This is a genomic window from Rhodococcus sp. 05-2254-2 (genome assembly GCF_002259095.1).
In the GTDB taxonomy this organism is placed as follows: domain Bacteria; phylum Actinomycetota; class Actinomycetes; order Mycobacteriales; family Mycobacteriaceae; genus Rhodococcoides.
Map to the genome: position 1 here is coordinate 747,906 of NZ_NOZJ01000001.1, position 14,092 is coordinate 761,997.

General features: G+C 66.0%; 9 protein-coding genes. 5 read left to right on the forward strand and 4 right to left on the reverse strand.

All coding sequences use genetic code 11. The features are described 5' to 3' along the window. Complete coding sequence (locus CH283_RS03775; RefSeq protein WP_068053229.1) at positions 1-942, forward strand: adenosine deaminase; 942 nt, start codon at positions 1-3, stop codon at positions 940-942. A 1-nt stretch (position 943) separates the two neighbouring features. Here the strand turns inward: CH283_RS03775 and CH283_RS03780 are convergent, their stop codons facing one another. Then, positions 944-2,431, reverse strand: a complete 1,488-nt coding sequence (locus CH283_RS03780) for a molybdopterin-dependent oxidoreductase (protein ID WP_094641552.1) — start codon at positions 2,429-2,431, stop codon at positions 944-946. Positions 2,432-2,565: 134 nt separating this feature from the next. Beyond that, positions 2,566-3,879, reverse strand: a complete 1,314-nt coding sequence (locus tag CH283_RS03785) for a D-arabinono-1,4-lactone oxidase (protein WP_094641325.1) — start codon at positions 3,877-3,879, stop codon at positions 2,566-2,568. 169 nt (positions 3,880-4,048) lie between these two features. Between CH283_RS03785 and CH283_RS03790 the strand changes: the two genes are divergently transcribed. Then, entirely contained in the window at positions 4,049-4,690 is a 642-nt protein-coding gene (locus CH283_RS03790; protein ID WP_068053247.1) for a TetR/AcrR family transcriptional regulator, read from the forward strand. 72 nt (positions 4,691-4,762) lie between these two features. After that, entirely contained in the window at positions 4,763-5,977 is a 1,215-nt protein-coding gene (locus CH283_RS03795) for an alanine racemase (RefSeq protein WP_094641327.1), read from the forward strand. Here the strand turns inward: CH283_RS03795 and CH283_RS03800 are convergent. Next, the gene (locus tag CH283_RS03800) at positions 5,947-9,396 is read right to left on the reverse strand and encodes a TM0106 family RecB-like putative nuclease (protein ID WP_094641328.1); all 3,450 of its coding nucleotides are present in this window, start codon (positions 9,394-9,396) and stop codon (positions 5,947-5,949) included. The genes CH283_RS03795 and CH283_RS03800 overlap by 31 nt on opposite strands. Positions 9,397-9,475: 79 nt before the next feature. On the opposite strand from CH283_RS03800, the gene CH283_RS03805 reads away from it, so the two are divergent. Beyond that, entirely contained in the window at positions 9,476-10,093 is a 618-nt protein-coding gene (locus CH283_RS03805) for an alpha/beta hydrolase (protein WP_068053245.1), read from the forward strand. Positions 10,094-10,153: 60 nt separating this feature from the next. Here the strand turns inward: CH283_RS03805 and CH283_RS03810 are convergent, their stop codons facing one another. Further along, positions 10,154-11,941, reverse strand: a complete 1,788-nt coding sequence (locus tag CH283_RS03810) for an AMP-dependent synthetase/ligase (protein WP_176460380.1) — start codon at positions 11,939-11,941, stop codon at positions 10,154-10,156. 277 nt (positions 11,942-12,218) lie between these two features. Here CH283_RS03810 and CH283_RS03815 point away from each other — a divergent pair, with 277 nt between their 5' ends. Continuing rightward, positions 12,219-13,997, forward strand: a complete 1,779-nt coding sequence (locus CH283_RS03815) for a DEAD/DEAH box helicase (RefSeq protein WP_068053249.1) — start codon at positions 12,219-12,221, stop codon at positions 13,995-13,997. The last annotated feature ends 95 nt before the right edge of the window (positions 13,998-14,092 follow it).

The following is a 14,092-nucleotide window of genomic DNA, read 5'->3' on the forward strand; positions in this document are numbered from 1 at the left end:
GTGAGTACTGATCAGCTGGCCGAACTGCACCTGCACATCGAAGGGTCGCTCGAACCTCCGCTGATATTCGATCTTGCCGAGCGCAACGGATTGTCGCTGCCGTACAACGACATCGATGAACTGCGGGCGAAATACGAGTTCAGCGACCTGCAGTCGTTCCTGGATCTGTACTACGCGAACATGGCCGTGCTGCGCACTGCCGAGGATTTCGCCGATCTCGCCCGGGCCTACTTCCGCCGCACCGCGCAGGCCGGGGTGACGCACGCGGAGATCTTCTTCGATCCGCAGGCGCACACCGAGCGCGGTGTCCCGCTCGCGGCTGTCGTCGAGGGATTGGCCGACGCATGTGCGTCCAGTGAGCGCGAATTCGGTGTCACCAGTGGGTTGATCGCGTCGATCCTGCGGGACAAGCCGGTGCTGCATGCCAATCAACTGTTGGACGATCTGTTGGCCATGCAGGCCCCGATCATCGGTCTCGGCCTCGATTCCGCAGAGGTGGGCTACCCGCCATCGCTCTTCGTCGACGTGTTCGCCAAGGCCCGCGCCGAGGGTCTGCACGTCGTCGCCCATGCCGGTGAGGAAGGTCCACCCGACTACATCTGGCAGGCACTGGATCTGCTGAAGGTCGAGCGCATCGACCACGGGGTGCGGTGCCTCGAAGACGAGGCGCTGGTGAATCGTCTTGTCGAGGAACAGATTCCGCTCACGGTATGCCCACTGTCCAACGTCCGGCTCAAGGTGATCGACACTGTCGAGCAGCTGCCGCTGCGACAGATGCTCGAGCGGGGCCTGTCGGTGTCGATCAACTCGGACGATCCCGCCTACTTCGGCGGCTACGTCGACGACAATTTCGCTGCCCTCGAAGCAGGTATGGGGTTGACCTTGCAGGAGCGAAACGTGTTGGCCGAGAACTCGATCCGCGCGAGCTTCGTGACTGTCTAGATCAGCTCGCCGTCACCGAGATCCTGGGGTAGCCGGTGGCACCGTCGGGAACGGTGTCTGCGGTCCTGTTGGTCTGCAGTTCTCCCGCGGAGTTGGTGGCGCGGGCGCGGATCGAATGCGGCCCCGCGGGTAGGTCGAGCTCGACCGTCCATTGCCGCCAGGTGTCCTTGGAGTACTCCTCCGACAGCGTGGCCGGCACCCAGTTGCCCTCGTCCACTTGCACTTCCACGCCGTCGATTCCGGTGTGCTGGTCCCACGCCACTCCGGCGATCACCGTCTGTCCGGCCGGCACGGAACTGCCCGATTGCGGGGTGTCGATCCGCGAGGCCGTCTTGATCGGTCCGCGTTCGCCCCAACCTCGGTCGGTCCAGTATGCCGTCGCGCGGTCGAAGCGGGTGATCTCGATGTCGGTGACCCACTTGGTCGCCGAGACGTATCCGTACAGACCGGGGACGACGAGCCGGGCCGGGTAGCCGTGCTCGACGGGCAGCGGTGCACCGTTCATCCCGACGGCCAGGAGGGCGTCGCGGCCGTCGAGCAGAACCTCGAGGGGAGTGCCCGCGGTGAAGGCGTCGCTGCTCGACGACAGGGCCATGTCGGCGTCGGGGGAGATGCCTGCCTCTTCGAGAATGTCCTTGAGCGGGTAGCCGATCCACGTCGCATTGCCCACGAGGTCGCCGCCGACGATATTGGACACGCAGGTCAACGTGACCGTCTTCTCCACTGCCTGGCGCTCGGCGAGGTCGGCGAACGTCAGCTCGATCTCGCGGTCCACCATGCCGTGGATGCGCAGCGACCAGTCCTCGGACGCCACGCGCGGCACGACCAACGCGGTGTCGATGCGGTAGAAGTCGTCGTTCGGGGTGATGTACGACGCGAGGCCGTCGATCTGCAGGTCAGCCCCGGCCGGTATCGGGGGTTGCGGCGTCGGCGTGGGCAGCATGAAGCCGAGTCGATCGGCGGTGACGGCGCGGGCGGAGGTGAGCATCCGTCCGGCTGTTCCGGCGACGACGCCGAGTACCGCGGCACCGGCGGCGAGAGTGAGGAAGCTGCGTCGGTTCATTCCCTCGGTCGCAGGCGCGGCGGCACCGATGAGGGCGTGCAGCACGACGATGCCGACGATGACGCCGCCGATGGTCGGGACTGCGTAGAGGGCCGTCGCGTCGGGTCGGGTCACTGCCGCGAGTACGCCCACGACGCCCAGTGCGGCGAACACCACGGCACCGATCGGCTTGCGGGCGATGCCTGCCGCCGCGGCGATCGCTCCGATCACCACTGCCATGCCGATGAACAGGGCGAGCTTGTCGGAGGTGCCGAACGTGTCGATGGCCCATTCACGGATCGGGGCCGGACTGTTGTCGACGGCCGAGGACCCGACGGCGGTCAGCGGTGACGAGTTGGGTCCGATGGGTACGGCGATCAATTCACCGACGCCGAGGACCACCCCGGCGGCGACGATGCCGGACAGCGCGCGTTTTCCTGTGCTCACTCGTTCCAATGTAAGCGTGCGGGGAGTGGCTGCGCGCACGGGACACTCCAATCGACCCGTTGGCCTGGGGAAACCCACTCGACGGTCGCAGGAGTGGAGCAAAAATTGCGCGCAGCGCTACACCGGTCGGCCGCTCAGGACAGCAGACGCTCGAGGTATCTGCTGCCGAACAGCTTCATCGGGTCCATCGCATCCCGAACACGCAGGAAGTCGTCGAAGTGTTCGTAGGTATCGCGCAGCTCGTCGCCGTCGAGGGAATGCAGTTTGCCCCAGTGCGGCCTGCCGCCGACGCTGCGGCAGATGGCCTCGACGGCGCCGAAGTACTCGCGGTGATCACGTCGGTGGTACTGGTGCACGGCGATGTACGCCGTCGGGCGCCCGTACGCGGTGGAGAGCCAGATGTCGTCGGCCGCGGCGAACCGCACTTCGACAGGGAACGCGATGGACACGGCAGACCGTTCGAGCCAGCGATCCACCTCGCGCAGCACCCCGCCGATCTCGGCTACAGGCACGGCATATTCCATCTCGACGAACTTGACGGTCCGCGACGACGCGAACACCCGGTACGAACGATCGGTGTACTCACGCGCCGACAGCGCCCGGGCCGAGACCGAGTTGAGGCGCGGAATCAGGGCAGGCACCCGCGTCACCACGCGGTTGAGGCTCTCGAAGACGGTGTTGGACAGCAATTCGTCGTCGAGATACGACCGCACCTTTCCCAGCGGACGCAGCGCAGCGTCGCCGGGTAGGCGGGTGTTGCGTTTGGTCAGCACCCGGTCGGTGTGCGGAAACCAGTAGAACTCGAAATGGTCGACGCCTGCCACGATCGCATCGAGATCGGCGAGCGTCGCCCGGAGCGTCGACGGCTCCTCGACGGCCCGGAGGGCGAAGGCCGGAACGCATTCGAGCGTGACTCGGGTGATGACACCGAGCGCACCGAGCCCGACGCGGGCCGCGTGGAACAGTTCCGTGTTCTCCTCGCGAGAGCACTGCACGAGGCGGCCGTCCGAGGTCATCAGCTCCAGTGCGTACACCTGGGTAGCGATGCCGCCGAAGCGGGCTCCGGTTCCGTGAGTGCCCGTGGAGATGGCTCCGGCAATCGATTGTTCGTCGATGTCGCCGAGGTTGGTCATGGCCAGGCCGAGGTCCCACAACCGCGCGGTCAGATCGCGAAGCCGGGTGCCTGCGAGCACCGTCACCCGGGCGGAACCGTCGTCCTCGCGCACCACCGATTCGATCCCGCGCAGCGAATCCAGGCTGATCTGAACGCCGTCGGTGACCGCGATCGGAGTGAACGAGTGGCCCGCTCCGACGCACCGCACCGTCCGAGATCGTTCGACGGCATCCCGCAGAATCGCACGCAACTCGTCCACCGATGAAGGCTCGGCTCGATGCAACGGATACGCATGCTGGTTGCCCGCCCAGTTCTGCCACGACCGCTCGATCATCGAATCACTATCGCACTGCTCAAACCGAAGGTCGTTCCGCAGGCTCCACTGCTGCAACCTCCAGGTCATTCCGCACGCTCCACTGCTGCAACCTCCAGGTCATTCCGCAGGCTCCACTCCCGTGGGTCAATCGGAGGCACAGAACTCGTCTGCGCCCTAGGATCGGGTGATGCAATCGAGGCTGCCCGCTGATGTGCGGCGCGCACAACTGGTGCAGTCTGCGATCGATGTCGCGGAGCGGGTCGGCATCGAGTCTCTGACCGTGCGTGCTCTCTCTGAGCACGCCGACGTCACCAAGGGCATCGTGCAGTACCACTTCGAGACCAAGCAGGATCTGGTGATCGCGATGGGGGAGCACCTCATCGTCGACGTCACCGAGATTCTGCATGCCGCGTTGGACAGCGCGGTGGGCACGCGCGAACTCCCGGGTGTCCGTGGTCTGCGCGAGCTGGTGCACGGCGGTCTGAGCGCGGTGTGGTTGCTGATCGAGAAGTCACCGGGTCGGCAGTTGCTCGCGTACGAGATCAAGACCTACTTGCTGCGCCATCGTGCGCTCGGGTCCGCCACGGCCGCCGAGATCGCCAGTGGGCAGTACCGAATCCGGGACTCCGAGGCCCGGTTGTTCTTCGAGAAGTGTTCCGCCCACACCGGGACGCGATGGCTGGAGCCGGTGGCGTCGATCGCGCGTTTCGGGATGGCCACCCTCGACGGCCTCGTGCTGCGATGGTTGGTCGACGGCGACGATCTCGAGGTGCTGGCGCAGATCGACGACCTGTCGGGTCTGATAGCGGCCAAGGCTCAGGACCGCTGAATGCTCGCCGGGACTTCTCGGCTGTGGAGTGTTTGACTGTTCGGACCTGGCAACGACAAAGGAATGAGCCGCATGAGTTCGATCGCCGGTGTCGCAACCACCGACACGACACCACTGTCCCGTATCGCCGCTGCCACCGAAGGGCTCGAATCACCATTGGCTGCAGTCGATCTGGCGGCCCTCGATGCCAATGCTGCGGCGCTGCGAGCACGGGCGGACGAAGTGCCGATCAGGATCGCGAGCAAGTCGGTTCGGTCCCGGGCGGTTTTGGAGCGGGTGCTCGCGGCCGACGGCGTGAGCGGGGTCATGGCGTACTCCCTGCGTGAGGCGATCTGGTTGGCACGCCACGGCGTCGAGGACATCCTGATGGGGTACCCGACGGTCGACCGCACCGCCCTCGCCGAGGTCGTCAACGATCGTGTTCTGTCTGGGCGCATCACGCTGATGGTCGACGACGTCGCACAGCTGGACATCGTGCGCGACGCCACCGCCAGTGATCTTCTCAAGCCCCGTATCTGTCTCGACGTCGATGCCTCGCTGCGGATCGGGCCGCTGCACATCGGTGTCAGACGTTCGCCACTGCGCGAACCCGAGCAGGTCGCCGCCTTCGCGCGGGCGGCGCATGCGCGGGGGTTTCGGGTGGTCGGGCTGATGTTCTACGAGGCGCAGATCGCCGGTGTGCCCGACGCCAATCTCGCGGTGGAATGGATGAAGTCGCTGTCGTCTCGTGAGATCTCCACGCGCAGAACGGCGGTGGTCGAGGCCGTGACCGCGGCAGTCGGCCGGATCGAGATCGTCAACAGTGGCGGGACCGGGTCGATCGAGTTCTCGGCGGCCGATCCGGTCGTCACCGAGGTGACCGCGGGATCGGGTCTGTTCGCGCCGACGCTCTTCGATCGGTATCGCGCGTTCTCGGCCGAGCCCTCGCTGTTCTTCGCGTTGCCCGCGGTGCGCAAGCCGACGCCACAGATCGCGACGCTGTTCGGCGGTGGCTACATCGCGTCGGGTCCGGCGTCGACGTCGAGGTCCCCGCGGCCGATCGCGTGGTCGAGAAAGGCCAGGGGCGCGGTGACGTCAGGTTTGAAGTTGCTGCGCAACGAAGGTGCGGGCGAGGTGCAGACTCCGGTGAGCGGAGCGGGCGAGATCAGGATCGGTGATCGCGTCTGGTTCCGGCATGCCAAGGCCGGCGAGCTGTGCGAGCGATTCGACACCCTGCATCTGGTACACGCCGACGGGTCCGTCGAGGCGGTCCCCACCTATCGTGGTGAGGGCATGGCGTTCGGCTGAATTCCGTTCTCGCACAGGCTCATGAAAGTGCCGAGGGTGACCAGTCCGGCCGGGGTCGACGGCAGGTACCGGGTCAGTGCCCGCGACCGGACCAGTATCGCCGCCCACTGGCCACGCGAGACGGCGACGTTGAGTCTGTTGCGGGACAACAGGAATTCCATGCCCCGTGGCACGTCTTCGATTGCCGACGCGGCCATCGAGATCAACACCACCGGTGCCTGTCGTCCTTGGAACTTGTCGACGGTGCCCACCGAGACCTCGTCGAGTCCCGCTGCCGCGAGTCGCAGGGCGATGACGGCCACCTGCGCGTTGTAGGCCGCGACGACCAGGAAGTCGCCCTGGTCCATGGGCCGCGCACCCTCGAAGGATTGCGGGTCGCTCCACAGTCGGCCCAGCAGCTTCTGCACGTGAGTGACGATCTCGTCGGCTTCCTCCACCGAGTCGGTGGAGTTGCCGTGGTGGTCGAGGTAGACGACGTGCAGGCCGGGTTCGAGCGACTCCAGTGAACGTGCTTGTGTCACAGCACGGTTGGACTCGAGCTTGCCCTCGTAGGACAGTGCTGAGACCGGCGCGCACAGATCGGGATGCATCCGCCACGTCGTGGCCAGGAAGTACCCTCGGTCGGCGGGCAGGGTCGGGTGACCGTTGGTGATCCAACCCAGAGCCGACTCGTCCACGGGTTCGGGGTGGGTGCCCTGGCTGACCTGCGGCAACTGTGCCGGGTCGCCGAGCAGCAGCAGGTTGCGTGCGGACACCGAGACGGCGATGGTGTTGGCCAGCGAGAACTGCCCGGCCTCGTCGATGACCAGCAGATCGAGCGACTCGGGCGGAATGCGGCCGGGGTTGGAGAAGTCCCAGGCGGTACCGCCGATGACGCAGCCGTCCTCGGCCTCGGTGACGAAGCGGGAGTACTCCGCCGGGTCGACGACGGTGTGGGCGGTCGGGGCTTTCTTACCCACCCGACCCGGGTCGACTCCGGCCTGAACAATCGTGTCCAGCAGATTGTTCACCACGTGATGCGACTGGCCCACCACCCCGACCCGCCAGTGATGGACATCGACCAACTCGGCGATGACCCGCGCAGCGGTGTACGTCTTCCCCGTCCCGGGTGGTCCCTGTACGGCAACGTACGACCGGTCCAGATCGAGCAGTGCCGCCGTGGCGGCCGCCGCGTAGTCGCCGGCGTGCACCTCGGGAAGTCCGGTGCCGGAACGGGTTCGGGGCGGCGAGAGTGTCAGCAGATCGGCGACGGCCGTGCGCGGAAGGTGCGGCAGCGCGGCGTGGACCTCGGCCGCGACGGCAACGATCGCCTGCTCCAGATACTTGGTGGCCGGGGGCGGCTCGGGTGCGGTGGCGACGGGAAAGTCGGGGTACTCGTCCACTCCCTTGCGCAGGTTCTCCTGCACCACCACCATGTCGAGGGTGCCCTCGTAGCCCGCCTCCACGATCTCGACCGTCGTGGTCGCGCGATGGGTCGGCTGCTGTTTCGGTAATCCCTCCGGGGCCGGGTTGTCGTAGAGCAGCTTGACCTTCGAGCTCGACAGGACGCCGCTGCTCAGATGCCCCAACAGCTTGAGCTGTCGTCGCAGGACCCGTTGCTTCGGTGCAGTCTTCATCCAGTCGTGCACCAGCTCGGCGCGCTCGACCTTCAGCACGTCGGCTGCGTCGGCCCACTCGTCCAAGTGGTGAGTGAGCCGATCGAAGTGCGCCCACCAGAACGGCTTTCGCTCGCGTCGGTGGTAGCCGATGGAACCGGAGAACAATGCGACGGCCTGCTGCGTCGAGGTGCGCTCCCACGGCAGACCGGCGTAGTCGGCGAGTTCGAGCTCCAGCGGGCTCGCGGTGTCCGTCGCACCGTCTTCGAGTTCGAGATGCTGCCGAGCCCGCGGGTGCAAACCGGCGTCCGACGCGCGCCCCAGCAACCAATTCCGCAGTCGCAGCGTCGATTCGCAGTCGGTGCGGTTGTACTCGGCGATATCGGCGAGGAGCGCAGCAGCCTCGGCGTCCTTGCCCTGGTCTCGTAGATCGCACCAGTTCGCGTATTCGACGATCGACGCGGCCGCATCGGTGACGTCCCCGTCGCGGGCTGCAGGCATGTACAGGGGTTCGAGCTTCTTGATGCTGTACGACCTGGCTCCGATGCGCACCGCAGATCGCACGATCGGGTAGAGGTCCACCAGAACGTCGTCCCGCAGTAGGTCGTCGACTGCGTCCTCACCCACTCCGTAGCGTCCGGCGAGGCGCAGTAGCGCGGTCTTCTCGTACGGCGCGTAGTGGTAGACGTGCATGTTCGGGTAGGCGGCGCGACGGGTGGTCACGTAGTCGAGGAAGTCGATCAGGGCGCGGCGTTCCTGTGCGCGATCGTGCGCCCAGAACGGGAGGAAGTCGCCGTCGGCGGTGTAGACGCCGAACAGGTACTCGAGACCCCATTCGGCACTGCCGGCCTCGGCCCACAGTGGGTCGCCCTCGAAGTCGAAGAAGATGTCGCCCGGATCGGGCTCGGGGATGCCGCCGAGGGCGTCGGCGTCGAAGACCTCGAATTCGGCGTCGCCGCTGCGCTCCTGGCGAACCTGCAGCGCGGCCTGAGCTCGCAGATTCGTGACCGTGCGAGACGACATGCCGTCCACGCTTCCGGTCGATGCAGCCAGTTCGTCGACCGTCGAGATGCCGGCGTCGAGCAGTCTGTCCCTGGTGCTCGCGCGCATGCCTGCGACCAGAACCAGGTCGCGGTGCTGTTCCACCTCGACCGTGCATGCCTCGCACTGTCCGCAGCCGGAGTAGCGCGAGTCGAACCAGTCGACGACGGTCCCCTCGGCGTGGTGCTCGTCGAGGATGTGTTGCAGGTGTTCCCTGGACTGTCGGTAGACCGGCAGGATCTCGGCGAGCGAGTGCGCGGAGTCGCTGCCGTCGCCGAGCATCAGGTGCACCTCGTCGCTCGGGGTGATGCCGCCGGACCGCAGCGCGTCCGCGTAGGCCGCCAACTGCAGCAGTGCCGGAACCTTCGCGTGCCGCGACAGCTTGGTGTCGTACACGGCGTACCGATCGCCCTCGGCCACCAGGAAGTCGCAGAAACCGAGAAATCGGCCGTCGAAGAAGGTGGCCTGATAGACCACGGGTGTGCGGGAGGTCAGGGCGGTGAACGTCGCCCAGGCCGCGTCGGCCATTTCCTGCGCGGTGCGTCCCGGTCGGTCCATCGTCAGGACACCGCCGGGAAACCGCTGCTGGAATGTCTCGAGTTGACGGCGTTCGTGCTCGAATCCGAGTGCAGAGGTGCGGTCCAGCATCGGATCCGGCTCGGCGGTGGCCCGCGGGATCAGACCGGTGAGGCCGTCGAGTCGGCGCAGCAGTCCGAATTCGCACGACGCTGCCGCGGCGAGGTCGCTGGCGCTGTAGATGACGCGATCGCCGATGAGGAACACGCGCCCACCCTAGTCACCGCCGCGAGCGGTACCGGTCACGTTGCGCGCGGATGCCGTCGCGAGGAGGCAAAATGATCGAATGCCTTTTTTCGACGGAGCCACCGGCGCGGTCCACTACCGAAACTGGACTGTCCCCGATGCTCGTTTCGGTCTCGTTTTTCTGCACGGTCTCGGCCAGAACAGCGGCCATTATCACCGTTTCGCTCGCGTCCTCAACGGACGCGGAGTCGATGTGTGGGCGGTCGATCACGTGGGCCACGGCCTCACCGAAGGTGAGTTGACGGACGCCGCTCAGATTCCCGCACTCGCGCAGAACGCGCTGCAGTTGCTCGAGATCGCCGAGGCCGAACACCCGGAGTTGTCGTTCGCACTGATGGGTCATTCGTTGGGCGCGGCGACGGCCATCGCAGCCCTCGGTGCGCATCCGGAGGCGGTGCAGTGCGCCGTACTGTGCGGAACACCCAAGTCGGTGACCGGCTCGGTCACCGATCTCGCCGACAACGTCATTCCGCTGCTGGCCGTGCACGGCGTGGACGATCGTCTGGCTCCGGTCGATGCGGTGCGCGAGTGGATCGGCGGCGTTCCCGACGCGTCCCTGCGCGAATTCGAGGACGGTGGCCACGACTTGCTGCACGAGAAGATCCATCTGCAGGTGACGTCGGTGGTGGCGGAATTCCTCGACGACCACATGTCCTGACAAACAAAGAGAACGGGCCCGGCGCGAGGATCGCGCCGGGCCCGTTCTCTTGTGGTCGATCTACGAGTAGATGGCTTCGATGTCGCTGCCGCGCTCGGCATGAATGATGTTGCGCTTGAGCTTCATCGTCGGGGTGAGCTCACCGGTTTCGACGGTGAAGTCGTTCTCGAGAATCGTGTACTTCTTGATCTGCTCCGGGTTCGAGACCTTCTTGTTGGCCTCGGCGACGGCCTTGTCGATCTCGGCGACCATCTCGGGATTCTTGGACAATTCGGAGAACGGAATGTCCGCGGACAGGTTGTGCCGCTCGAGCCAGCCCGGCAGTGCCTCCGGGTCGAGGGTGATGAGCGCACCGATGAACGGCTTGGCGTCGCCCACGACGAGGCACTGGCTGATGATCGCGTTCGCGCGGAGGGCGTCCTCGAGCACTGCGGGGGCGACGTTCTTGCCACCCGCAGTCACTATGATCTCCTTCTTGCGGCCGGTGATCGAGACGTAGCCTTCCTGGTCGATGGCACCGAGGTCGCCGGTGTGGAACCAGCCGTCGACGATGGCCTCGGAGGTGGCCTTCTCGTTGTGCCAGTAGCCGCTGAACACGACCGGTCCCTTGAGCAGCAGTTCGCCGTCCTCGGCGACCTTCACCGAGTGGCCGTCGATGGGCTTGCCGACGGTGCCGACGCGCTGTTCCTTGGTGGTGTTGACGGTGATGGCCGCGCTGGTCTCGGTCAGGCCGTAGCCCTCGTAGACCGGGACGCCCGCACCGCGGAAGAAGTGGCCGAGGCGGGCACCGAGAGGTCCACCACCGGACACCGCGCGGGTGCAGTTGCCGCCGAGTGCGGCGCGCAGCTTGGAGTACACGAGCTTGTCGAACACCGTGTGCTTGAGGTTCAGAACCAGCCCGGCTCCGCCCTTTTCCTGGGCCTCGCTCCACTCGATGGCCGTCGCGGCGGCCTTGTCGAAGATGGAACCCTTGCCGCCGTCGTGTGCCTTCTGCTTGGCGGAGTTGTAGACCTTCTCGAACACACGCGGCACCGACAGGATGAAGTCCGGCTTGAACACGGCGAACTGATCCACCAGCGTCGTCACGTCCGAGGTGTGTCCGACAGTGACCTTGGACTCGAACGAGCCGAACGAGACGGCGCGGGCGAACACGTGCGCCATCGGGAGGAACATCAGTGTGCGGTTGCCCTCCTTCATCGAGTCGTGCAGCGCGATCTGGGTGGCCTGCACCTCGGCGTAGAAGTTGGCGTGCGTGAGCTGAACGCCCTTGGGCCGTCCGGTGGTGCCCGAGGTGTAGATCAGGGTCGCGGGCGATGCCGCGCTGACCTGATGGCGTCGTGCATGCAGTTCCTCGTCGCTGACCGAGGCTCCGCGGGTGGTCAGCTCGTCGATGGCTCCGGCGTCGATCTGCAGGACCTCACGCAGATCCTTGGCACCCTCGGTGACCTCTTTGAGGTTCGAGGCGTGCGCTGCGGTCTCGACGACGAGCAACTTGGTGGCGGAGTCCTCGAGAATCCACTGCGCCTGGTCGGCGGAGGAGGTCTCGTAGATCGCGACGGTGCAGCCACCTGCGGACCAGATGGCGTAATCGAGGACGACCCACTCGTAGCGCGTCGCGCTGAGGATCGCGACACGGTCGCCGAGTTCGATACCGGAGGCGATCAGTCCCTTGGCTGCTGCCGCGACCTCGGTCGCGAAGCGAGCTGCGGTGACATCGGTCCAGTTGCCGTTCACCAGACGTTGGAAGGGTACGAAGTTGGGCGATTCCTTCTCGTACCTGTAGACGGTGTCGGCCATGGATGCGTCGTCAGGAATGGTGAACGACGCCGGCACAGAATATTCGCGCACTGCTGGACCCCTTACGGAAAAATAGCGTGGTAGTTGTGCATTTCATCACATTCGAGGCCGTGGCGCACCATCCGGGGTGTCCGGTTTGTCGACTTTGCCGCGAGTCCGGGGGAGTTGAGTGTGACTCGGGGTACAACTTAACCGTCCGCAGTCGCGTTCGGGTGTGGGGTCGCCGGTGTGAGGCCGCTCGCACCGCAGGCCGTCGTGACCGTTTTCGTCACCTGATCAGCGTAGAAGGGTTCGCAGGGCCCGAGCAGGTACTAAACTCGTGCGACATATGAGCACTTCAGAAACTGAACAGGATGCCGCCGTGACGTCCGACGAGACGAATTCGCCCCCGCAGGAGTCCGCCGTTCCAGCGGGCGACGACATCACCTTCGCCGACCTCGGGATCGACGAGCGGGTCCTGAAGGCCCTCCGCGATGTCGGCTACGAGAGCCCGTCGCCCATTCAGGCGGCCACCATTCCGCCGCTGATGGCAGGCAACGACGTCGTCGGACTCGCGCAGACCGGAACCGGCAAGACCGCCGCGTTCGCGGTGCCGATCCTCTCGCGTCTCGACGTCTCGCGTCGGGTGCCGCAGGCTCTGGTGCTGGCCCCGACCCGTGAGCTGGCGCTCCAGGTCGCCGAGGCGTTCGGCAAGTACGCCACCCACATTCCCGGTCTGCACATTCTGCCGATCTACGGCGGTCAGGCGTACGGCATCCAGCTCTCCGGTCTGCGCAAGGGCGCACAGATCATCGTCGGTACTCCCGGCCGCGTCATCGACCATCTCGAGAAGGGCACGCTCGACCTGTCCGGGCTCGAGTACCTGGTGCTCGACGAGGCCGACGAGATGCTCAAGATGGGTTTCCAGGAGGACGTCGAGCGCATCCTCTCCGATACCCCGGAGTACAAGCAGGTTGCGTTGTTCTCGGCCACGATGCCGGCCGCGATTCGCAAGATCTCCAAGCAGTATCTGCACGACCCGGTGGAGATCACCGTCAAGACCAAGACGTCGACGGCACCGAACATCACTCAGCGCTACGTCCAGGTGGCACATCAGCGCAAGCTGGAGGCGCTCACTCGAATCTTCGAGGTCGAAGAGTTCGAGGCGATGATCATGTTCGTCCGTACCAAGCAGGCCACCGAGGAGCTCGCCGAGAAGCTGCGCGCACGGGGCTTCTCGGCCGCGGCGATCAACGGCGACATCGTGCAGGCCCAGCGTGAGCGCACCATCGGTCAGCTCAAGAACGGTCAGATCGACATTCTGGTGGCCACCGACGTCGCGGCCCGCGGTCTCGACGTCGACCGCATCTCGCACGTCATCAACTACGACATCCCGCACGACACCGAGTCCTACGTGCACCGCATCGGTCGTACCGGCCGAGCGGGTCGCGCCGGGCAGGCACTGTTGTTCGTCGCACCGCGCGAGCGGCACCTGCTCAAGGCCATCGAGCGTGCGACGCGTCAGCCGATCACCGAGATGCAGCTGCCGAGCGTCGACGACGTCAACGCGCAGCGCGTGACGAAGTTCAAGGACTCCATCACCGAGAGCCTCGGCAACGAGAACCTGGCGTTGTTCCGTCGTCTCATCGAGGATTACGAGCGCGAGCACGACGTGCCCCTGGTCGACATCGCAGCGGCGCTGGCCATTCAGTCCCGCGACGGCGAGGCGTTCCTGCTCAAGCCCGAGCCGCCTGCCCCGCCGCGGGCACCGCGCGAGCCGCGCGAACCCCGGCCACCGCGCACGTTCGACGAGGATGCGGCCAGCTCGCACCATCGCAAGACCGGCCAGGAGATGGCGACGTACCGCATCAGCGTCGGCAAGCGGCATCACGTCGCCCCGGGAGCGATCGTCGGTGCCATCGCCAACGAGGGCGGTCTGCGTCGAAGCGACTTCGGGCACATCAGTATTCGTCCCGATCACTCGTTGGTGGAGTTGCCGGCCGACCTCGCCGACGAGACCGTCGAGGCGTTGCGCCGCACCCGCATCAGTGGCGTACTGATTCAACTGCAACCCGATTCCGGTCCTCCCGGACGTAGTGGCGGCGGAAAGTACAAGGGGCGGCGCTAGCGCACGTGCACGGCACTTCGTAGCCCACTACGAGTTTCCACGCACGACCCCAGCGCGAGCGTTTGGTGGCCGAGGCCGCGGGTATCCGCCCGTGC